This is a genomic window from uncultured Marinobacter sp. (assembly GCF_947488835.1).
Taxonomy (GTDB): Bacteria; Pseudomonadota; Gammaproteobacteria; order Pseudomonadales; family Oleiphilaceae; genus Marinobacter.
The window spans coordinates 36,385-58,815 of the sequence record NZ_CANLBK010000003.1 but is presented as its reverse complement, the minus strand read 5'-3'; the positions used below and the strand labels follow the sequence as shown (position 1 = coordinate 58,815).

The following is a 22,431-nucleotide window of genomic DNA, read 5'->3' as shown; positions in this document are numbered from 1 at the left end:
TCCGGGTTTTTGTTGTCGCTTTCTAATTTAATGGAGTGGTGTTATGAGTCAGAACGACTTGCTGGCAAGGCTTGATCGCATAGAATCTACAGAGGCAATTCGACAGCTTGTCGGGAAGTATTCTTTGTCGCTTGATATGCGGGACATCGATGCTCATGTTGGGCTGTTTGCTCCTGACATTCGCGTTGGTGGGGGCAAGGTTGGACGCGAGCATTTGAAGGCATGGGTCGACGATACTCTGCGCCACCAGTTTACCGGCACCTCGCACCATGTGGGCCAGCACATTATAGAGTTTGTGGATGCAGATCATGCAATCGGTGTCGTCTACTCCAAGAACGAGCATGAGACCGGTGGCGAGTGGGTGTTGATGCAAATGCTCTACTGGGATGACTACGAACGCATCGACGGCGCTTGGTATTTTCGTCGTCGTTTACCGTGTTACTGGTATGCATCGGACTTGAATAAGGCACCTATCGGCGACATGAAGATGCGCTGGCCTGGCCGTGAGCCATACCATGGAACCTTTCATGATCTGTTTCCTTCCTGGAAAGAGTTTTGGGCAAGCTCGGCTCCAAAAGATGAGTTGCCAGAGGTTGCCGAGCCATTACCTGTAGATGGCTTTCTCAAAGGAATGAGGCGCGGAACTCCTGCCCCTAAAATCCGCGTGCGATAGGCTTATTTTCCCTTCCTGAATCAGGTGGAGCCTGCAGTTCGGCAGGCTCACCTCTTGTCTTTATTTCTTTATCGGCTGGCCTGTGCGAACCAGGTTTCAGGCATGGCTGTTTATAGTTTTACGATCCATTTATTCCCAAATAATCAAGTGGTTATGTTTTTGTTTCTTTGGGTTTAAGTAATCACTGCTTTTGTGTTCAACGGGTTTCAGTTCTTAGTCTTAATGGACGATGAGTATTCAACATATCCACGGGACAATCAGTTCAGTATCAACAAAAAGAGAAGCTGGGTTGGGTTACTCCCCTTTAAGTGCAGCACTCGTTACCTTGGGTTTTTATAGTTTTAAGGGGCTTGTGCATCACCGGTGAATCTTAGGAATTTTGACTTCAAACGCTTTAAGCGCATGCGGGCATAGCAAATATGCCGGTCGGTAAGGAGAAACGAAATGAATAAGCAAATGACATCGGCTGAGGCTGTTGGGCACCTGAAAGATGGTATGACAATTGGTTTTGGTGGCTGGGGTCCTCGTCGCAAGCCAATGGCAATTGTACGTGAGATTCTGAGGAGTGATGTCAAAGACCTCACCGTAGTTGCATTTGGTGGACCGGAAGTAGGAATGCTCTGCGCCGCGGGTAAGGTGAAAAAACTGATTTTTGGCTTTGCAACACTCGATGCGATTCCCTTGGAGCCATATTTCCGAAAGGCTCGCCAGGCAGGAACGCTGGATGTTATGGAGCTAGATGAAGGGCTGTTCCAGTGGGGGCTGAAAGCCGCAGCTATGCGAGTCCCTTTTTTGCCGGCCCGTGCAGGGTTGGCTACCGACGTGCTGACTTATAACCCTGATCTGAAAATGGTTCGCTCACCCTATGAAGACGGTGAGGAACTGCTCGCTATGCCCGCGTTGTATCTGGATTACGCCTTTGTTCACGTAAACCGGGCTGACCGCTTGGGTAACACGTTGGTAACAGGCGTTGATGCCTACTTCGATCATCACGTCGTGCGCGCCGCGAAGCATGCGATTGTGTCTGCTGAAGTAGTAGAAGAGAAGCTCGAGCTGGATAAGGAAACAGCGCGATTTAATACGTTTGAGCGCTCACTGGTAACTGGCGTTGTTGAAGCACGCTTTGGTGCGCACCCCACAATCTGTAGCCCCGACTATGGCTGGGATATGAAGCACCTCAAGGAATACAGCGATGGTGCGAAGGACGACCAGGGTTGGGGTGTTTATTTCGAGAAGTATGTTCAGGGAGGTGAGGAAAAGTACCGCGAGCAAAATGGCGGTGAAGAACACCTTGCATCGATTCCTGTGCCCACTTTCTGAGGAGTATATAAATGACCACACCAAATTATAGTCTTGCGGAACTGATGATTGTCGCAGCCTCCGAGGCCTTTCGTGATAACGGAGAAGTACTGGCTTCGGGTCTGGGAATTATCCCGCGTTTGGGTGCCAGTCTGGCCAAGATGACCCACTCTCCTGAATTGCTAATGACAGACAGCGAGGCATTTCTGGTCGAAGAACCGATTCCAGTCGGGCCTCGTGGTGAGTATCAGCCTAAATATTCCGGTTACATGCCGTTTGAGCGGATTTTTGACAATGTTTGGGGTGGGCAGCGGCACGCTATGGTTGGGCCCACCCAGATTGACCGCTGGGCACAGACAAACCTTTCTGTCATCGGTGACTATCACAAGCCGAAGGTAGCGATGTTGGGGGTACGTGGCTTACCCGGCAACAGCATCAATCACCTTAACTCGTTTTTTGTTCCAAGCCACAGCAAGCGAGTATTCGTTGAGGGTGAAGTCGATATGGTATCCGGCGTCGGTTTCAAACCCGAGCGCTGGTCAGAGAGTATGCGCAAAGACACCATGGGCATCGGGGTGGCGGTTACCGATTTGTGTGTCATGGATTTCAAAGGGCCAGACAACGCTGCCAGGGTGATTTCGCTGCATCCGGGGGTGTCTTTTGAGCATGTTCAGGAAAATACCGGTTTTCCAGTAATTCAGGCTGAGAGCTTGGGGCAAACTGCGGCTCCAACGGCTGTGCAGCTGGCTTTGATTGAGCAGCTTGACCCACACAACTTGCGTGCAAAACAGCTGAAAGGCAACCCGGCAGGCAGCCGAACGCAGGAAGAGGTGGAGTCATGAACACCACTGACGATCTGACGCCCCGAGTTGATGAATCCGTGTACGAAACGGACGAACCGGTTCAATACAAGGTTGAGGATGGCATTGCCATCCTCACCATGAGCCGGCCCAAGTACAACAACGTGCAGAACTCGCAGATGACTTACGCGTTGGATGACTGCTTCCGACGCGCCATCAATGATGATGATGTGAAGGTCATTATGCTGACGTCCACCGGTAAGCACTTTTCTGCCGGGCACGACATAGGTACCCCCGGTCGCGACGTCAACAAGTCATTTGAGCACAAGCATTTGTGGTGGGATCACACCAACAAGCCCGGTGGAGAATTCCTCTACGTGCGTGAGCAGGAAGTGTACTTGAATATGTGTCGGCGCTGGCGCGATATGCCCAAGCCAACGATTGCAGTGGTGCAGGGCGGATGCATTGCTGGTGGCCTGATGCTGGCCTGGGTGTGTGACCTGATCGTAGCCAGCGAAGACGCGTTTTTTCAAGACCCTGTTGTATGTATGGGCATTCCGGGTGTTGAGTATTTTGCTCATCCGTTCGAAATGCCACCGCGCATTGCCAAAGAGTTCCTCTATTTGGGCGATCGCATGCCCGCCTCCCGAGCTTACGAACTGGGCATGGTAAATCGCGTGGTTCCGCGGGATGACCTGCTGGCGGAAGCTACAAAAATCGCCACAAAAATTGCAACCCAGCCGCGAATGGGATTGGCACTGACCAAGCAGGCGGTGAACCACATAGAAGATCTCCAGGGCAAACGGACGGGCATGGAGGCCGTATTTGCCTGGCACCATTTTGCGCACGTGCACAATGAGCAGGTTTCTGGCGACAAGCTCGGCGGTTTTGACGGCAAAGCTATGGCAGCTCGGAATAAAGCCGATGCAGGCGGAGACAAATCGTCATGACACTGCCCAGCACCCGCGTAACCGACCTTCTTGGTTGCCGCTACCCCATTATCCAAACGGCTATGGGCTGGGTATCTGATGCCAATTTGGTTATTGCGACCACCAAAGCCGGCGGCTTTGGCTTTCTGGCCGGCGCCACCATGGATGCCGACGAAGTAGAGCTCGCCATCAAGAAGGTCATTGCAGCCACCGGCTGCAGCAATTTCGGCTTGAATTTCCACATGTTTCAGGAAAACGCCCAGCAATGCGTGGACCTGGCTATAGAGTACAAACTGAAAGCGGTCAGCTATGGCCGTGGCCCGGACAAGGCCACCATAGCCCGTTTCAAGGAAGCCGGCGTGTTGTGCGTGCCCACGGTTGGTGCTGTGAAACATGCGGTCAAAGCGATTGAATTGGGGGCCGACATGATCACCATTCAGGGCGGCGAGGGCGGCGGCCACACCGGCAGCGTGCCTAGTTCCATCCTGTTGCCCCAGGTTTTGGACGCGGTCTCCGTGCCGGTGATCGCCGCCGGCGGTTTTTCAACCGGTCGTGGGCTGGCCAGTGCCCTGGCGGCCGGGGCCGAAGGTATCGCCATGGGTACCCGCTTTATGATGACCTCCGATTCGCCCACGCCCAAAACCACGTTGGAGCGTTATGTTGGCGTTAAAGATGTGGATCAGGTGCGGGTGACGACGGCGGTAGATGGCTTGCGCCACCGGATGATCGACAACCCGTTTGTACACAAGCTGGAAGCGGCTGGCCCTATTGGCCGCTTGTGGATTGCCTTGCGCAGTGCGCTGCAATGGAAAGCCCAAACGGGCATGACCACCGGCCACATGATCAAAACTTTTTTCAAAGCCATCAAGGAAGACCCGGGCGCCACATCCCAGGTCATTATGGCGGCCAACCAGCCCATTCTTATTCAGCGCTCGATGGTCGATGGTTTTCCGGATGACGGCATTATGCCCAGTGGTCAGGTGGCTGCCGCCATCGACTCGTTGCCCAGCTGTGCCGAATTAATCGACGCCATTGTGGCCGAAGCCGAACAGTGTCTTGACCGGCTGTACAGCCGTTACCCCCATACCGAATCCGCTGTCGATGGCGATTCCGTTTCCAGTCAGTCCGCAGGAGCCCAGTTATGAGTAGCGCATTTACCACCGAGATTACCGAGGGCATTGCCGAGCTGGTGATTTGCAAGCCACCTGTAAATGCCCTGAACAGTGATGAGTGGCTGGCACTGGCCGCGCAAATTGATGCGCTGGGTGCAAATCAGGACGTGCGGGTTGTCATCATCCGCGCCGAGGGCCGTGGCTTCTGTGCCGGTGTGGATATCAAGGAACTCGATGCCAATCCAGATCTGATTGTGCGAGTGAACGCGGGTAATTACGCAACTTTTCGCGCTATCCACCTTTGCGCTGTGCCGGTCATTGTTGCCGTTCACGGTTTTGTTCTGGGTGGTGGCATTGGGATCAGTGGGGCCGCGGACATTGTACTGGCTTCCGAATGTGCCAGCTTTGCTCTACCGGAAGTGGATCGGGGTGCCATGGGCGGTGGCGCACACTTGCAGCGCCTGTTCCCGGTACAAAAAGTCCGCCATATGTTCTTTACCGGCGAGGCTGTGAGTGCACCCGATGCCATGCAGTACGGTTTTATTGAACGCCTTGTAAGCAAAGATGAACTGCCCGCAGCAGCCCGTGAGATTGCCGCCAAAATTGCTGCCAAGAGCCCCGCCATGATCCGTATAGCCAAAGAGGCTCTGAACGGCATCGAAGATGGCAATCTCGAACAGAAGTACCGCTGGGAACAGGGTTTTACTCTGGAAGCTTACACCACGTCAGATTCGGCAGAGACCCGTCGCGCGTTTGTGGAAAAACGCGACGCCCGCTTCTAATCAGGACTCCCGCTGGAGACACATTTCATGCAACTGAAATTCAATGAAAAGCAGAACGCTTTCCGTACAGAGGTGCGGGAGTGGCTGTCCAACAACGTACCTGCCGAGCCACTTCAAAGCTACGACACGCGCGAAGGCTTTGAACAGCACCGCGAGTGGGAAGGCAAACTTTATGAAAATCGCCTGTCCATGGTGATGTGGCCACAAGATCTGGGCGGCCGTGGCTGCGACCTCATCGAATGGCTGATATTCGAGGAAGAGTATTACGCTGCCGGCGCACCCATGAGAGTCAACCAAAACGGCCAGCTGCTATTGGGCCCCACCCTGATGGAGTTCGGTACCGACGAGCAGAAGCATCGCTTTTTGCCGCGCATGGCTTCCAGCCAGGATATGTGGGCACAGGGCTGGTCTGAGCCGGATGCTGGATCCGACATGGCCTCCGTGCGTAGCAAAGCCATCCGTGATGGTGACGAGTACGTTATCAACGGTCAGAAAACCTGGTCTACCCGGGCTATTTATGCGGACTGGGTGTTCGGTCTGTTCCGCTCCGACCCTGATAGCAAGCGTCATCACGGTTTGAGCTACCTGGTTGTACCGCTGGACGCGCCGGGAGTGACCATTCGTCCGATTAAAGCGCTGAACGGTAAAGACGCGTTCGCAGAAGTGTTCTTTGACGACGTACGGGTACCGGCTAGCAACTGTATCGGCGAGGAAGGTCAGGGCTGGTCTGTAGCCATGGCGACGGCCGGTTTTGAACGTGGCCTGCTGCTGCGGTCACCGGCCCGCTTCCAGCAGACTGCCAAACGCCTGGTGGATCTGTATCGACAGTACGCCGCCAACCATGGCGAAAACGGTGCCCTGCGCGATGCGGTGCTGGAAAGCTGGATGGGTGCCGAAGCCTATGCTCAGGCGGCTTACCATACCGTTGGCCTAGTCGAGAAGGGCGCCAAGATTGGTGCGGAATCCAGTATTAACAAGGTTATATGGTCTGAGCTGGATTTGAAAATGCATGAAGCTGCCATGGAAATGCTGGGGGCTTATGGTGAACTTCGCGGTGGATCGCCTGCAGCACTGGATGACGGTAGCTGGCTGGAAGGATTCCTGTTTGCCCAGGCCGGGCCAATATACGCGGGCACCAATGAAATTCAGCGCAACATCATCGCCGAGCGCATGCTTGGCTTGCCGCGAGCATAAAGGGGCCAACCATGGATTTTACATTTACTGAAGATCAACTGGCTTTCAAAGAGGCCATCAGTCGCTTTCTAAAGACCGAAGTGCCCCCGGAAGTGTTGCGTGATATCTGCGATACAGAAGAGGGCTCCACTTCCGAATTGCGCCAAAAAATGGCCGAACAAGGCTTGGCTGCATTGTCAGTACCGGAAAATCAGGGCGGCTTGGGTATGGACGACACTGCCTGGTCACTGCTTACACAAGAGCTGGGTTATTACGCCATACCGGACTCGATGGCTGATACCGCATACGTAGCCAGCGGCCTGCTAACGGCACTGCCGGAAGGCACCCAGCAGCGCGAACAGCTATTGGAAATGATTGCTGAGGGCAGCATTCGTATTGCAGTGGTTCATGGCGTTAATCCGCTGGTGGTTGATCTCCATCTTGCTGACAAAGCACTGGTGGAGCACGAAGGCGAAGTTCATCTAGTGTCCCGTGAGCAGTTTGACTGCGAACGTAATACCAGCATTGACAGTTCGCGCAGGGTGAGCCGCCTTAATTTTTCTGCCAGTTCCGCGAGCAAGATTGCAGGCGCAGACGATGGCTCAGGGGTTTGGGCCGAGACCCTGAATCGCGGCGCGCTCGCAGTTGCGGGCAAGAGCTTGGGTCTTGCTCAGCGCATGCTGGACTTATCGGTGGATTATGCCATTCAACGCAAACAGTTCGGTAAGCCTATTGGTAGCTTTCAGGCGGTCAAACACAAGCTGGCAGATGTGGTTGGTGGCATCGAGACGGCCAAGCCAACGCTGTATCGCGCTGCTTATGCGCTGGCTAATGGAGACGCCCGTGCCGATTTGTATGTGTCGCATGCCAAATTGGCTTGTTGCCAGGCAGCGATGGTCGCGGCCCGCCACGGTATTCAGGTACATGGAGCTATGGGCTACACGTGGGAAGCCGATTTGCAGATGTTCATGAAGCGGGCCTGGGCCTTGCAAGCGTCCTGGGGCACTGCTGAATTCCATCGCCAGCGGGTTGCTGACGACATTTTGGCAGATGGCGTAGCCATCGGGCCGCAATATACATTCGAGGGCTAAGTTTATGGCACAAGCTTACATTGTAGATGCCTTGCGCAGCCCTAGTGGAAAGCGCAAAGGCGGATTGTCGCAGGTTCACGCCATTGATCTGGGCGCCCACGTGCTGAAAGCGTTGGTCGAGCGCAATAGCATACCCAGTGAAGATTACGATGACGTGATTTTTGGTTGTGTGGATACCGTAGGTTCACAAGCAGGCGATATCGCTCGCACTAGCTGGCTGGCCGCTGGTCTACCGCTGAATGTGCCTGGCACCACGGTCGATCGCCAGTGCGGTTCATCGCAGCAGGCGCTGCACTTTGCCGCGCAGGCGGTGATGAGTGGCACTCAGGATGTCATCGCTGTGGGTGGTGTGCAAACCATGACCCAGATCCCGATTTCTACTGCCATGCTGGCGGGTCAGCCTTTGGGCTTTCCCGATCCATTTTCTGGCAGTGAAGGCTGGCGTGCCCGATTTGGCAACCAGCCGGTCAATCAGTTCTATGCGGCTCAGCGCATTGCCAAGCATTGGGGCATTTCGCGTGCCGATATGGAAGTGTTTGCACTGGAAAGTCATCGCCGGGCACTCGCCGCCATTGAAAGTGGTCGTTTCGATAAGGAGGTTGTAGCGTTTGGCGATGTGATGGCCGACGAAACACCGCGCCAGACCAGCCTTGAAAAAATGGCGACACTGGAGCCGGTAGACCCGGAATACCCAGATATTACGGCCGCGGTATCCAGTCAAACCGGCGATGCCTCTGCCGCTATGCTGGTGGTTTCTGAAGCCGCGCTGAAACGTTACAACTTGACACCTCGTGCTCGTATCCACCACCTCAGTGTGCTGGGTGATGATCCAATTTGGCACTTGCGGGCACCAATTCCGGCTACCCGTGCCGCTCTGAAAAAAGCTGGCATGACCATGGCCGACATAGACCGCGTTGAAATCAACGAAGCGTTCGCTTCTGTTGTGATGGCATGGCAGAAAGAGATGGACTATGACCCGTCACTTACTAACGTCAACGGCGGCGCCATTGCCATGAGCCACCCCCTGGGTGCGACCGGCGCGCGGTTGATGACCACGCTGCTGCACGAGTTGGAACACAGCGGTAAACGATATGGCCTGCAGACCATGTGTGAGGGCGGTGGCCAAGCTAACGTAACCATCATCGAACGGTTGGGTTAATTCCCGCACAGAGCAGATGCCGGCCCGCGCCTTGGCGCCGGCTTCAGCAGCATGCTGATGAGAATGTTAAGGACGGATAGTTATGGGAATTCTAGACAAACGAGTTGTGATTATCACTGGTGCAGGTGGTGGGCTGGGAGCTGCCCACGCACGAGTATTTGCCGCTGAAGGCGCAAGGGTAGTGGTAAACGATATTAACAGAGATGCCGCGCAGAAAGTGGTAGATGACATAACTGCCGCGGGTGGCGAGGCCATTGTGAATACGTCGGATATTACTGACTACGAAGACAGCGCCAACGCAGTGAAAGACGCAATTGATACCTGGGGTGATTTGCACTGCGTACTAAATAATGCAGGTATTAATCGTGACCGAATGTTCGCTTCGATGACTGAAAGCGACTGGGACGCGATCATGAGTGTGCACCTGAAGGGTCACTTCTGTATCAGCTCACACGCAGTCCATTACTGGCGCAGCCAGTTCAAGGCCGGTAAGCCAGTCAGTGCACGTATTTTGAACACCACTTCTGGCGCGGGTTTGCAGGGTTCTATCGGCCAATCCAACTACGCCGCCGCAAAAGCTGGTATTGCTGCATTAACTCTGAATCAAGCTGCAGAGCTTGGCCGCTATGGCATTACCGTCAATTCAGTATCTCCTGCGGCCCGTACCGGTATGACCACAGCAGTCGAAGCAATGGCAACTCGCATGGCGGCACCGAGCGACGGCAGTTTTGATTACTGGGCGCCTGAAAACGTGTCTTCCTTACTGGCTTGGCTTGCATCTGAGGCCTCTGCGGAGGTGACGGGCCGAGTGTTCGAGGCTGAAGGTGGCAAGATTTCGATTGCCGATGGCTGGCGCTCTACAGAAGGCGTTGATAAAGGCGATCGTTGGGCGCCTGCTGAAGTTGGCAATGCGATGGAAACCTTGCTGGCGAAAGAAACTCCGGCGCAAAAAGTTTATGGAAGCTGAGGCGAGGGTAAATCATGGAATTTCGCTTAACCCAAGAACAGCACATGATCCGCGAAACCGCTCAGGCCTTTCTAGCGGATGTCTCAAGCCCTGCGGATGTGCGGGTTGCCATGAGTCAGCCGGATAGCTACACCCCGGAGATCTGGTCGCGACTCTGCTCCGATCTGTGCCTGCAAGCTATTACTATTCCCGAGGAATACGGCGGATTGGGCATGGGGTATGTCGACCTGGCCATTGTCTTGGAAGAAATGGGTCGCAAGCTGTTTTGCTCGCCGTTTCTGGCGACTGTCGGCTTGGCTACGAATGCCATATTGTTGGCGGCGACAGAGGCACAGAAACAGCAGTGGCTACCGGGAATTGCTGAGGGCAAGACAACGGCAGCCCTTGCCTGGACTGGCGCCGAAGCTGCTCGACATGGCGGTGACTGGGGCGTAAGTGCAGTTTCTGTGATTTGCGAAACCGATGGTAACAACTACCGCCTGAACGGTGAGCTGCGTTACGTCATTGATGGTGATACTGCCGATCTCCTGATTATTGCTGCGCGTGCTCCGCGAACCAGTGGTGAACAGGGTATATCGCTGTTTGCGGTGCCAGCAGAATCTGTTGGTATCGAGCGCCGGTGGACACCAACCATGGATCAGACCCGGCGTCAGGCTACCATCACGATGACGGACTTGTTTGTTACCAGCGAGCAGTTGCTGGGTTCTGCGGGTGAAGCCTGGCCAGTGCTGGCTAGAACTTTAGCTCTTGCCAAAATCTCGTTGGCAGCAGAGCAAGCAGGTGTTGCGGGTGCCTCTTTGGATATGGCGGTTGCCTATACACTTGAGCGCGAGCAGTTTGGGCGGGTGATAGCCGGCTATCAGGCGATAAAACACAAAGCCGCTGACATGAAGCTGAAGAGTGAAGTGGCGCTGTCGGCCGTGTATTACGCCGCATGTGTGGCTAGTGAAGTACTTGATCCTGAAGGTAGCGCGGCTATTGCGGCTGAACTGGAAGAGGCCGCTGCTATGGCCAAAGGCTACTGTTCCGACACAGCATTTTTCAATGCTGGATCTGCGTTGCAATTATTTGGTGGTGTCGGGTTTACCGCTGAATACGACATCCAGTTGTACTTTAAACGGGCGAAAGCCAGCGAACTATACCTGGGCAACGGCGCAGCTCAGCGAGAGCTGGTAGCCGAATTATTGCTGGAATCAGGAGATTCGCAATGAAACTGACCTTTAACGCCGAAGATGAACGTTTTCGCGATGAGATTGCCCAGTGGCTTGAAACCAATCTGCAAGGCGAATTTGCCAAGCTTAAATTTCGTGGCGGCCCCGGGGACGAACACATGTTTTCCGAGGAGCGCAAGCGTTGGGAACAACGCTTGGCGGAGGGCGGCTGGACCTGCATCGGCTGGCCTGAAGCTTGGGGAGGACGTAATGCCTCCATTGAACAGCAAGTCATTTTCGCCGAAGAGTACGCCCGCGCGGGAGCGCCAGGTCGGGTTGGTCACATAGGTGAGGGTCTTACCGGGCCAACCATTCTGGCGTTCGGCACCGATGAGCAGAAAGCCCGATATTTACCTGGAATTCTTAACGGCACCGAATTTTGGTGTCAAGGATACTCCGAGCCATCCGCCGGATCGGATCTCGCCAATGTACGCACCCGCGCTGTACAGAATGCTGAAACGGGGAAATGGGAGATCACCGGCCAGAAAATCTGGACGTCGTTGGCCCACGAATCCGAATGGTGCTTTGTTCTGGCACGCACCGAATCTGGATCTGTGGCCCATCGGGGACTGGGATTCTTTTTGGTGGCAATGGATCAGCCGGGTGTAGATATTCGACCCATTGAGCAGATGACAGGGACCTCCGAATTTAACGAAGTATTTTTTGATGACGCTATCGCCGCCGATCTGATTGGTGAGCCAGGCCAGGGCTGGCACATTGCGATGACTTTGCTGGGCTTCGAGCGTGGCGTGTCGACCTTAGGCCAACAGATGCAGTTCCAGAACGAGTTGAACGAATTAATTCGTCTGGCGCGCAGCAACGGTGCGGCTCGCAATCCGAATATTCGCCAGCGTTTGGCTGAGGCCCACACAGGTTTGCGACTGATGCGATACAACGCCATGCGCATGTTGTCTGACACCGAAGACGCCGGTTCAGAAAGCTCGGCACTGGTGTACAAGCTGCACTGGTCCAGCTGGCATCGAAACCTGGGTGCGCTGGCCATGGATGTGCTCGGCCCCGAGGCAGAAATGCTGGAAAGCGCGCCTTATAACCTGACTCGTATGCAATCCCTATTCCTGTTTACCCGTGCTGACACTATATACGGCGGCACCAACCAGATTCAGCGCAATATCATTGCCGAGCGCGGCCTTGGTATGCCCAAAGAAGCAAAAGGCAGATAACAATGAATGATGTAACTCGCAATCCGGCCTACGTGCCGGGCCATGGTCTGCTGAAGGGCCGCTCTGTACTTATTACCGCAGCTGCTGGTGCTGGTATCGGTTTTGCCGCCGCCACCAAGTCAATGGAAGAAGGCTGTCGGGGCATTGTCATCAGTGATGTACATGAGGGCCGGTTGGCAGCTTCGGTGGACAGGCTAAAAGAACAGAGTGGTTCTGACCAGGTGTGGGGCAAGCTATGCGACGTCACCGACGAAACCGAGGTCCAGGCGTTGGTTGATTTTGCCGAAGAAAAGCTTGGAGGTGTCGATATATTGATCAATAACGCCGGCCTTGGCACCACAAAAGCGCTGCTGGATATGGAAGATAGCGAGTGGAATAAGGTAATCGACGTAACGCTGAACGGCACCATGCGCATGACCCGCTACATGATGCGAAAAATGAAAGAGCGTGGGAATGGCGGTGCCATAGTGAATAACGCCTCGGTACTGGGATGGCGCGCGCAAAAAGAACAATCCCACTATGCCGCTGCAAAGGCCGGAGTCATGGCACTTACACGTTGCAGTGCGCTGGAAGCTGCCGAATTCGGTGTGCGTATCAACGCCGTATCGCCGTCGCTGGCGGTGCACGCCATGCTACGTAAATCCGCGCCGGTTGAATTGCTGCAGGAGTTGGAAGGCCGTGAAGCCTATGGCCGCGGTGCGGAAGTGTGGGAAGTCGCGAATGTGATGATGTTTCTTGCCAGTGACTACTCGTCTTACATGACTGGCGAAGTGTTGTCTGTCAGCTCTCAGCAGGCGTAAGACAGGCATTGTTAACCACGGGCCAAAATAGCCAGGCCCGCAGAACCTTTTGGAGATAACCGGACATGAGCAACGTATTTGCAAGCGCGGTAAGCCTACAGGCCGCCGAAGGCCAATCGCTGGGTGTTAGCGACTGGCTGCGCATCGAGCAGAATCGTATTGATCAGTTTGCGGATGCCACCGGCGATCACCAGTGGATTCACGTAGATCCGGCAAAAGCCAACGACGGCCCCTTTGGTGCCACGGTTGCCCATGGCTACCTTACGCTGTCACTGGTGAACTATTTTTTGCCCCAGTTGATGGCCGTCGAAAACCTCGCCATGGGTGTGAATTACGGCTGTGACCGTATTCGCTTTCCTGCTCCGGTTCGTGTCGGTTCGAACATCCGTGGCGCAGGCGAAATTACCAAAGTAGAAACATTGCCTAACGGTTCCGTACAAGTTGTTGTTCGCGTAACCGTTGAAGTTGAGGGCAGCGACCGCCCTGGCTGCGTGGTTGACACCATCAGCCGCTACACCTTTGAAAACCAGCAATAAGGATTTTTGTAATGAAAGAAGCTGTCATTGTTTCCACAGCCCGCACCGCGCTAGCCAAGTCTTTCCGAGGTTCCTTCAACGATACTGAAGCCCCTGTATTGGGTGGCCACGTAGTTCGTGCCGTTGTGGAGCGCGCCGGTATCGATCCGGCCGACGTAGAAGATGTCATCATGGGTGCAGCGGTTCAACAGGGCACTCAGGGTTATAACATTGGCCGGCTGTGTGCCTACACCGGCGGTTTGCCTAACAGTGCGGCCGGCATGGCGGTAGACCGTATGTGCGCCTCTGGACTGATGGCAATTGCCGAAGCTGCAAAGTCAATTATGTGCGGTGAAGCCGATGTAGCCATTGGTGGTGGTGTAGAGTCACTGTCCCTGACTCAGAATAAACATAAGAATACATATCGTGCGCGGTCTGAGGCTGTGATTGCGACAGCCCCAGCTGCTTACATCCCGATGATCGAAACTGCAGAAGTGGTGGCCGAGCGATATAACATTAGTCGTGACTCCCAAGACGCTTACGCCCTGCAAAGCCAGCAGCGCACCGCGGAAGCTCAGGCCGCAGGTCGTTTTGACGATGAAATCGTTCCGCTGAAAACCACCAAAAAACTATTTGAAAAAGATGGCACACCCGCTGGCGAAGAAGAAGTAGTTGCCGACAAAGACGAATGTAACCGTGCTACCACCACATTGGAGGGCTTGCAGGGCCTTAAACCGGTGTGGAAGGACGGCGACTGGATCAAGGAAGGCAAGAACGTAACTGCCGGTAATGCCTCGCAGTTTTCTGACGGTGCCGCTGCTTGCCTTCTTATGTCCCGCGAAGAAGCAGACCGTCGTGGCCTGGCGCCTCTCGGTATTTATCGGGGAGTCGCTGTTGCCGGATGTGAGCCGGAAGAAATGGGTATTGGGCCAGTGTACGCTATCCCAAAATTGCTCAAGCAGCATGGCTTGAGCGTTGACGATATCGGACTGTGGGAAATCAATGAAGCCTTTGCCTCGCAGGTGCTTTACTGCCGCGACCATCTTGGCATTGATAACGACAAGCTCAACGTTAACGGTGGCGCTATTTCTATTGGCCACCCGTTCGGCATGAGCGGTGCCCGCATGGTGGGGCATGCTTTGCTGGAAGGTCGGCGTCGCAAGGTTAAATACGTGGTGGTTTCCATGTGCATTGGCGGTGGCATGGGTGCTGCTGGACTATTTGAACTGCTGTAATCAAGTTTCATCGCCAGCAAAAATTATGGGCCCCCTGAGCGGCTCTTGGACTGTTCAGATAGAGCAAGTGCCGAGGTAGCGTTTAGGGGCCGACTTTTGATCTATAGCATGTTAAGGGAATTCGATGTAAGGTAGCTTTCTACCTATCTGAAGTGGCAGTCCACAGTCAAAATGTCCTCTATGAATGAGTTAAAGATAAGCAATCACGATCTTCTGGAGTTGATTGGTTTAATCTACGAGGGAGCGATGGAGAAAAAGCCATGGGCCTCAAGTCTGGAACTGCTTAAGAATTATCTAAATGCTAATTATGTGACACTGGCGATCCGACCCACCACATTCGCATTGCCAGGTGTTGTTCTGACAGCGGGGGACATACCCGCGCCACTTATCCATGCGTATCACAGCCAGTTTTTTTCCCTTGACCCATTTGTTGAACTCCCGTCTGACGAGGTTGTAACGTCAGACGAGTTATTTACAGAAGATGAGTGGGTGACTAAGCCATATTATACTGAATACCTTAATGTACTGAATGTATACCGAATTATGGGCGTTGATATAGACGTTTCAGAGGAAATGAGTTGCCCTCTCCGAATTAGTCGCCCGAAAAGCCTTCATGCTTTCGATATAAAAGATAAATCTTTGTGCAATTATTTAATTCCGCATTTTCGTCGAGCCGTGCTGATTTACAGCAAGATAATCAAACAGCAGTCATTTGGTGCGCTTTATGAGCGCACGATTGATGAAATGAAGTTGGGTGTCGTAATCCTCTCAGAAGAAGGGGAGATAATAAAATCCAATATAGTTGCGGATAAAATTCTTGAGAACAAGGATGGTTTGCTGCTAGCGAATAATCGCCTCAAAGCTGTTTTCGAAACAGATAATTTGAAGTTAAAAATTTGTTTAAAAGATGCCTTGGCACTGAGCTTTGCGGGTAGGGAGTCGGCATTTGAGGTAATGACAGTTAACAGGAAGAATGACCAAGCTGGTTTGAGCATCGCAGTTCATAGTATTCCAGCCGGCAGCTGGACATCTGGCGGGAAGAGACCTTCTGCAGCCATTTTTATCCGAGATACTGTTCATAAGATTGAGGGTCAGGACGAGGTTGTCCGCAAGCTGTTCAATTTGACTCCGGCAGAAGCATCGCTGGCTGTAAAGATCATGAACGGAATGTCTTTAGATGAGGCTGCACTTTCATCTGACATCAAGCGCAACACGGCTCGAGCTCATCTGCGCTCAATTTTCTCTAAAGTTGACGTTACCCGGCAAAGCGACCTGATTCGAGTGCTGTTGAACAGTGTTGCCAGTTTTAGTGGTAAAAGTATGCTGGAAAGGGGCTGATAAGCTCCCTCCCACCGGGAACCAGCGTTTCACATAGTCCCTGTTTGCTTCCTGAGCCCGCACCGGTGATCAACGGAAAGCTATCGTGCAGATCTATAATGGATGTTTCATTAATAGCCATGACTCAGCTTTTCTGTTTAGCGGAACTGATCAGGGATATGACTTCTCTTACCGCGTTTTTGATATCTTTCCGTTTATACCCCAATGCTTCCGTTTCTTTGGGGGTTGGCTCATAAACCAAGCTGTTTCCCCGACCTTGAACGATAAATGCGTCAGGCAATAGCGGGTGCTCCTCGTCTACTGTTACTATCTCAACTGGATTGTTGGCGACATCAAAGAACAGCTGGAAAAATTCTCTAAAGCTGAGGTTTTCATCCCCAACCAAATACGCTTTACCTGTCTTAGCATGGTCCAGGGCACCTGCAACTGCCTGGGTAAGAGAGCGTACTGACATGTAGTTGGTGCCACCAGGCGGCGCTGTATTGGGAATGTCGCGGCGTAACCCTTGCCCCCACGCTGCAAGCGTTTCATAGCGGGCGGCAATCAGGCCGGGTAGGGCTCCCACTATGGAGGGCGGGTTTAGCGTACAAATATTGAAGTCATCGGTAGCCAGAGCTCGCGCTCTATCATCGGCTAGCTGGCGGGCTTGTAGGTAGGGACTGCCTTCGAGAAGGTCCGGGCGTAATTGGTGGTAATAGCTGCCAAGCTGAATAAATCGCTTTACCCCGGCATCTCGAGCTAGCTCAGCAAATGCAGGCACACCTTCTGATTGCGCCGCTCGCCAAAATTCCGCTGTTTGTTCATCCGGTGAAGCATGGCGGATGTCATTGCCAGCCGCAAAAACGATCGCTTCAAACGGTGCCAGGTCGGCTTTGGTGAATTCTTGACGAGTATAATCGCCGAAAATTATTGGCATGGCGGCCATCAGTGTGCCTGCTTTCGCCGGATTTCGTGCCGCAAGGGTTACGTCATGGCCAAGCTCCTGCAGATGCAAAGCAGTATTGCCGCCGATCATTCCGGAGCCGCCTACAATAAGCACTTTCATATCATTCCTTGTTATTGGAGTTGATACTTGAGGCTAGGCCAGTCTTCAAGGAGGTGAATCGTCTGTTAAGACTAAGGCGTTAGTTGGGATAATGATTTCGGAAATGAGCGAAAACCCCAAGGCTCTTGGGATTGTTCTTTCTGTGCCCTAAGAGCGGTTGTCCGGGATCAGGGCAGGGGGCGTGATTTCAGTGAAGAGACGCAGCAGTTTAAATTCGTGGACACACCGTGGACCCATTTAGGGAACGGCCAAAACGAGAAGGTTTCCAAAAAGGAAACCCCTGTGATATGGTTTCAAAAAATGAAACAAAGGGAAGGCGGTGCATGTAATTTCACGAAAACCGTTTAATGACGCAGCTCTGCAGCACCCGAACGACAGGGATGCTCTGATCAACGTCTACACAACATTGCGTAACGGAAAATTTGAAACGCCCGCACAGTTACGCCAGGTATTCCACTCACTGGATAACTTCGAATACAGGGATAAGTGGTGGGTAATCGACATAGGCGGCAACAACCTTCGCCTGATCGCTTTCATCGAATTCCGTGACAACCGCATGTACGTTAAACATATTTGCAGCCACGCCGAGTACGACCGGCTAACTGACAAGTACCGCAGAACCAAGGAGTAGAGCCATGTTAAACACCGCTTTGATTCACCAGCTCCGCACTGTTCTGGGCGAGCTGCCATTTCTGGCCCATATCGAGACCCAGAAAGACTACGAAAGCGCCTTGGCCATGATGGATGACCTCATTGAAGATTATGATACCAATAAGCCGCTCATCGAGATCCTCGCCGTTAGCATTGAGCGCTGGGAAGATCAGGCAGAAGAGTTCAAAGACTTTAATGCTGCCGTAGCAGGCACTGACAACGGCATTGCTGTCTTGAAAACACTTATGGATCAATACAACCTAGGCGTAGCAGATTTGCCTGAGCTGGGCTCAAAAGGCAACGTCAGCAAAATCCTCAACGAGGCGGAAGGGAAGAAACTCACCCGCAAGCACATGGAGGCCCTGGGGGAGCGCTTTAATGTTTCTCCGGCTCTCTTCTTCTGATCACTAGCCAGAAAACCGGGCTATTTCTGCGTTTTCACTAACATGGAGTGTGATCAGGCAATGGTCATAATTACCGAACCAAGAAAAAGCAGTTTAAATTCGTGGACACAATTTGGACACAGGAAATTAAAAAGGCCCTACGCTTTCACGTAAGGCCTCGAAAATAGCTTCGGAGGGCACCCCATTAGACGGTTTCAACTGGCCGGCACCGTCGTAAATCGGCGTAAGTCGTTGCTGGGAAAGGGTTTGGTCGAAATGTGCTCGCCCTATCGAAAACGGTTAAGCCCACATAACGACTTGTATTTTGGGCACAGGGTGAGAATTTCGGGCTGCCCGAATATGACCTTTGCTTGATCCTGTCGATCCGAGGCAGCTAACACAACATGATGTTCCCGGAAATACGATCAATCTCACTGATTACATGTGTGATCTGGGTGGTAGAACCGAGTTAATCATCGAGAATGGCCAGCTGGAAGTCGATCCTGATAGCTTCACATACTTTGGTGCTGGCGATAAATTCCGCATTGAACGTGAGGCCTGTGCGTCTACCCAGCTAAGATCCCCCTATAAACTCCATGGTTCAGTAACCACTGAGGTCGTCTCCGGTTATTATGATTGGTTCGATCATTTTTCTGCTCTGAATTCAGAAACTCTTCAGGTGTTCGACAAGTATGGAATCGCTAGCGCTGATACTGCTGACTCATATATCCACGGTGACATCAATCTGAAGCTCAGCGAAGGCACGCAAATATCCCTCAAAGGCGCGTCGCTCAAGGCTCGCACGAGTGGTGTTAACCGTTTCGAGTACTACTTGGGTGACTACCATCTGGTAATTAACAAGGTAGAGGGATTACCCTCTTACCAGGCCGCATGGTCGATGATGGCTGCCGAACCTTTCCAGCTTGGTCTTGGCTCCGCGGGGCTTGTGTATGATGCTGAGATCACTTCAGGAATCGTTTACGACAGTTGGTTGGGAGGTGTGCAGGATGGCTCCTATACTCTGCGTAGAGGTGGCCGTGCACTTCAGGTGGAAATTTTCAGCAACCACCTTACCTACAAGCTCGACCTTGATCAGGATGGAGTATTTGAGATTGAGTCGATGCTGAATCAATCGGACTATTGAGTAAGGAAAATGCCTTAACCTGCTCGGCCCTGAATCCAGGGTCGAGTCTGTGTCCGCGCCTGCTCGTGACTAGCGCTTGCATCTATTCTTTCTTGCTTCGCACGATCCATTACGAAACATCCCTGTTGTAACACCTTCGTGACAGATAGCAACTATGGCGAAACCATGCTTAAATCCACCATTTTCTGCTAAAGATCAATATATAAAAGCCCAATATGCAAAGCTATTCCTATAATAAAAATAGCCTTTTGACGCTCTATCGCCTCCTCCTGTTGCTTGCGTGGCTTATACCAGCCTCATTGCTCGCCGACCCATTGAAACTTGGAAAAGACATTCCCTATAGCGCCCTTGCAGATCCCATGGCTCAGTTTTCGCTTGCACGAGCTGTAGAAAAGCTGACCGATCAAAGTCTGGACCAGCACTCAACCTTTTCTCGCGGTTACACGAATGGGGCATTCTGGCTTAGGTTCGAGTTGCCGGAAACGGCATTTGCCGGCGCCGATCTCTGGATGGAGGTAGGACCTAATTTTCTTGATGACCTCAAGATTTTTGCACGCCCTATTGGCGGCGACGAGCCCTGGCTATCAAAGCGAGCCGGAGATCTGACGATCGGCCAAGCAGACCTTAACTACCGAAAGTCGGTGTTCATCCTGGCACCACCTGTTAGCAATGCAAAAGGCTACGAGGTGATAGTACGCGTGCAAAGTAGCAGCGCGACGATCGTACAGGCCAATCTGTGGCGGCCAGCGGAGTTCCTGGGGCACGCAACAAGATCCACATCATTCTGGAGCTTCTTTCTTGGTCTGGCCACGCTGTCGACAACGCTCGCGCTCGTGCTGGCGATTGTGATCGGCGGCACATTGCTCTGGTCCGCAGTGGCATTTTCCACCTCTTTTTTGCTTGTCGCTGCGATACAGGGCTACATCAGCTGGCTGCTGCCCCAATTCGGGGCGGAATTGCAGCACTACCTGACGGGCATACTGACGCTAAGCTCCTATTCAACCCTGCTCTGGCTATCAGCAGAAACCGCACGCCTCAGACTCCTGTTGTCTCGTACGCACAAACTGCTGATCACTCTAAGCGCAATGATTCTTTCGTTAGTTGTTTTAATACCTCTTGAGCAATACGGGCTCGCCATCCGGATTCTGAGCTGCCTTTTCTTGCTCGGAGCGGTCGTTTTTATATGCGCCGTAGCCTATAAGTGGCGGCGCTCAAACTTCAACGTTACGACGTTATTGTTATGCGCTACGCCTATCGCATGCATTTTGGGTGGCCTGTTTGCATTGCTTTCGTTACTTGGGCTGGTGCCATTCAATGGTGAGATTTACGTGATTTGGCAGTATGTACTGATCACCCTCGTGTTATTGGTGATGGCAACCGCAGTCTTCCGGGTCAGAGAGCAAAAACTGAAAGAATTGGAAAAGAGTCAACTTGCTAGTGAGCTTAAGGCAGAACGGGATGCCAGCTTCCACCAACGTCAGTTTATGGGGATGGTTTCACATGAGTTCCGTACGCCTCTGGCAGTGATCTCTGGTGCGCTGGAGAATTTAGTACACCTAGAGGGTGGCGCAAATAGTGTGCGAACAGGGCGATATGGCAAGATCCGCCGTGCGACAGACCGGCTGGTTTCGCTGACTGATAATTGCCTTGCCGATGCGCGGCTTGCAGCTGATAATCTGTATGTTGACCCAAAACCGACCAAACTAATCGATCTTGTACGTTCCGCCTCTGAGTTGGCTGAGCTGTCCAGTGCGCACAATTTGCAGCTGACGGCAGCAAACAGAGAGATCGAGGGTTCAGGGTTGCAAGACTGGACCGTGATCGTAGACACAGCCCTGATTCGTATTGCCCTGTCGAATGTTATCGACAACGCCGTCAAACATTCTGAAGGTGGGCTAATCCGGGTGGATTGCTCATCACTTGAAGGTCTGGTGGCAATTCGTATATGCGATGAGGGCCAGGGTATTGAGGATACCAGTTGGATCTTCGAACGTTATCGTCGCGGGGATCATGTTCGCCGCGGCGCAGGTCTAGGTTTGTTTGTTGCGCGGGAAATAAGCCGCGCCCACGGCGGCGATTTAAGGGTCGTGTTGACGAGCCGCCAGGGCAGTTGTTTTGAGCTTACATTTCAACCGGGAGAGGAGAACTCCGATTCGTGACCGCCAGAAAACCAGCAATCAGTATCATCGAAGACAACTCAGACCTACTGGACGAGTTAATATTTTTTCTCCAACAGCGTGGGTACAGCGTTTGGGGTGTTTCAAGCGCTGAGCAATTCTGGAAAAAACTTCACCGCAGCCCGGCTGATATTGTGATGGTTGATCTGGGGTTGCCTGGCGAAGATGGTTTCAGTGTTGTGGATTATCTCAAGGATATAGGCAAAATGGGCGTGATTATTGCCACTGCGCGGGGACACCAGCAAGATAAATTGCGAGGTCTCAACTTGGGGGCCGATTTGTACCTCGTAAAACCAGTCAACTTCGTAGAACTTGCAACCGCTATTGATGGCCTATGGCGAAGGATGCAACAGGAAAGCGAGCCTGCCAGCACAGCACAAACCGTAAGGGAGGCTTCTGGCGAGTGGCAATTGGATGCATCGCGTCAAAGGCTGATCACGCCTAACGGTGACGATTTAGCCCTCTCAACCCAAGAGTATTCTCTGGTCAGCACGCTGGCTCGTTCGGCTGGTGAGGTTTTTACTAAAGAGACGTTGCTTGATCTGATGTTTTGTTATGAAGAACAGTCGGATATTCACCGAATCGATGTCATTCTCAGCCGGTTGCGCAAAAAAGCGAAGCAAGAGAATATAAACCTTCCGCTTCGCTCTATTTTTGGTAAAGGGCTGGTATTTGTAGGCAATGTTGAAGAGCGAGTAATGGGTTGATCAGCATCCATTGCGGCTTAATCAGATGCAATTAACTTCCAAGTCAGCCAAGCAGGTCG

General features: G+C 52.8%; 22 protein-coding genes. 21 read left to right on the top strand and 1 reads right to left on the bottom strand.

Features of this window, described 5'->3' with window-relative positions; all coding sequences use genetic code 11:
- The first annotated feature begins 43 nt into the window (after positions 1–43).
- From Q0824_RS11810 to Q0824_RS11735, 16 genes are all read left to right on the top strand, one after another.
- The gene (locus Q0824_RS11810) at positions 44–673 is read left to right on the top strand and encodes a nuclear transport factor 2 family protein (protein ID WP_298450640.1); all 630 of its coding nucleotides are present in this window, start codon (positions 44–46) and stop codon (positions 671–673) included.
- Between the two features lie 444 nt (positions 674–1,117).
- Positions 1,118–1,993 carry a CoA-transferase gene (locus tag Q0824_RS11805; RefSeq protein WP_298450638.1) on the top strand — a complete coding sequence of 292 codons (876 nt, stop codon included), beginning with the start codon at positions 1,118–1,120 and terminating at the stop codon, positions 1,991–1,993.
- 11 nt (positions 1,994–2,004) lie between these two features.
- Positions 2,005–2,814 (top strand): ketoacid CoA transferase, encoded by an 810-nt coding sequence (locus Q0824_RS11800; RefSeq protein WP_298450635.1) that lies wholly within the window; start codon positions 2,005–2,007, stop codon positions 2,812–2,814.
- The gene (locus tag Q0824_RS11795; RefSeq protein WP_298450632.1) at positions 2,811–3,722 is read left to right on the top strand and encodes an enoyl-CoA hydratase; all 912 of its coding nucleotides are present in this window, start codon (positions 2,811–2,813) and stop codon (positions 3,720–3,722) included. The genes Q0824_RS11800 and Q0824_RS11795 overlap by 4 nt, the downstream gene beginning before the upstream one ends.
- Entirely contained in the window at positions 3,719–4,846 is a 1,128-nt protein-coding gene (locus tag Q0824_RS11790) for a nitronate monooxygenase (protein WP_298450630.1), read from the top strand. The genes Q0824_RS11795 and Q0824_RS11790 overlap by 4 nt, the downstream gene beginning before the upstream one ends.
- Entirely contained in the window at positions 4,843–5,595 is a 753-nt protein-coding gene (locus Q0824_RS11785) for an enoyl-CoA hydratase family protein (protein WP_298450627.1), read from the top strand. Before Q0824_RS11790 ends, Q0824_RS11785 begins: the two co-directional genes overlap by 4 nt.
- 27 nt (positions 5,596–5,622) lie before the next feature.
- Entirely contained in the window at positions 5,623–6,789 is a 1,167-nt protein-coding gene (locus Q0824_RS11780; protein WP_298450624.1) for an acyl-CoA dehydrogenase family protein, read from the top strand.
- A gap of 11 nt (positions 6,790–6,800) precedes the next feature.
- Positions 6,801–7,859, top strand: a complete 1,059-nt coding sequence (locus Q0824_RS11775; RefSeq protein ID WP_298450621.1) for an acyl-CoA dehydrogenase family protein — start codon at positions 6,801–6,803, stop codon at positions 7,857–7,859.
- A gap of 4 nt (positions 7,860–7,863) precedes the next feature.
- Positions 7,864–9,018, top strand: a complete 1,155-nt coding sequence (locus Q0824_RS11770; RefSeq protein WP_298450618.1) for an acetyl-CoA C-acetyltransferase — start codon at positions 7,864–7,866, stop codon at positions 9,016–9,018.
- Positions 9,019–9,100: 82 nt separating this feature from the next.
- On the top strand, positions 9,101–9,985 hold the full coding sequence (locus Q0824_RS11765; RefSeq protein ID WP_298450615.1) for an SDR family oxidoreductase: 885 nt from the start codon (positions 9,101–9,103) through the stop codon (positions 9,983–9,985).
- Between the two features lie 14 nt (positions 9,986–9,999).
- Positions 10,000–11,196: an acyl-CoA dehydrogenase family protein gene (locus Q0824_RS11760; RefSeq protein ID WP_298450612.1), complete on the top strand. Its 1,197-nt coding sequence runs from the start codon at positions 10,000–10,002 to the stop codon at positions 11,194–11,196.
- On the top strand, positions 11,193–12,377 hold the full coding sequence (locus Q0824_RS11755; RefSeq protein WP_298450609.1) for an acyl-CoA dehydrogenase family protein: 1,185 nt from the start codon (positions 11,193–11,195) through the stop codon (positions 12,375–12,377). The genes Q0824_RS11760 and Q0824_RS11755 overlap by 4 nt, the downstream gene beginning before the upstream one ends.
- 2 nt (positions 12,378–12,379) lie before the next feature.
- Complete coding sequence (locus Q0824_RS11750; RefSeq protein WP_298450606.1) at positions 12,380–13,177, top strand: SDR family oxidoreductase; 798 nt, start codon at positions 12,380–12,382, stop codon at positions 13,175–13,177.
- A gap of 65 nt (positions 13,178–13,242) precedes the next feature.
- Complete coding sequence (locus tag Q0824_RS11745) at positions 13,243–13,713, top strand: MaoC family dehydratase (protein WP_298450603.1); 471 nt, start codon at positions 13,243–13,245, stop codon at positions 13,711–13,713.
- 11 nt (positions 13,714–13,724) lie between these two features.
- Positions 13,725–14,927: an acetyl-CoA C-acyltransferase gene (locus tag Q0824_RS11740; protein WP_298450600.1), complete on the top strand. Its 1,203-nt coding sequence runs from the start codon at positions 13,725–13,727 to the stop codon at positions 14,925–14,927.
- Positions 14,928–15,107: 180 nt separating this feature from the next.
- Positions 15,108–16,265 (top strand): helix-turn-helix transcriptional regulator, encoded by a 1,158-nt coding sequence (locus tag Q0824_RS11735; RefSeq protein ID WP_298450597.1) that lies wholly within the window; start codon positions 15,108–15,110, stop codon positions 16,263–16,265.
- A gap of 124 nt (positions 16,266–16,389) precedes the next feature.
- Here the strand turns inward: Q0824_RS11735 and Q0824_RS11730 are convergent, their stop codons facing one another.
- The gene (locus Q0824_RS11730; RefSeq protein ID WP_298450594.1) at positions 16,390–17,310 is read right to left on the bottom strand and encodes an NAD(P)-dependent oxidoreductase; all 921 of its coding nucleotides are present in this window, start codon (positions 17,308–17,310) and stop codon (positions 16,390–16,392) included.
- 319 nt (positions 17,311–17,629) lie between these two features.
- On the opposite strand from Q0824_RS11730, the gene Q0824_RS11725 reads away from it, so the two are divergent.
- The 5 genes from Q0824_RS11725 (at position 17,630) to Q0824_RS11705 (ending at position 22,372) form a co-directional block, all read left to right on the top strand.
- A complete protein-coding gene (locus Q0824_RS11725) occupies positions 17,630–17,941 on the top strand; it encodes a type II toxin-antitoxin system HigB family toxin (RefSeq protein ID WP_298450592.1) in 312 nt (103 codons plus the stop codon).
- 4 nt (positions 17,942–17,945) lie between these two features.
- Positions 17,946–18,365: a transcriptional regulator gene (locus Q0824_RS11720; protein WP_298450590.1), complete on the top strand. Its 420-nt coding sequence runs from the start codon at positions 17,946–17,948 to the stop codon at positions 18,363–18,365.
- Positions 18,366–18,711: 346 nt separating this feature from the next.
- Positions 18,712–19,488: a hypothetical protein gene (locus Q0824_RS11715; protein WP_298450587.1), complete on the top strand. Its 777-nt coding sequence runs from the start codon at positions 18,712–18,714 to the stop codon at positions 19,486–19,488.
- A 215-nt stretch (positions 19,489–19,703) separates the two neighbouring features.
- Positions 19,704–21,647, top strand: coding sequence for an ATP-binding protein (locus Q0824_RS11710; protein ID WP_298450584.1), 1,944 nt, complete (start codon positions 19,704–19,706; stop codon positions 21,645–21,647).
- The gene (locus Q0824_RS11705) at positions 21,644–22,372 is read left to right on the top strand and encodes a response regulator transcription factor (RefSeq protein ID WP_298450581.1); all 729 of its coding nucleotides are present in this window, start codon (positions 21,644–21,646) and stop codon (positions 22,370–22,372) included. The genes Q0824_RS11710 and Q0824_RS11705 overlap by 4 nt, the downstream gene beginning before the upstream one ends.
- The last annotated feature ends 59 nt before the right edge of the window (positions 22,373–22,431 follow it).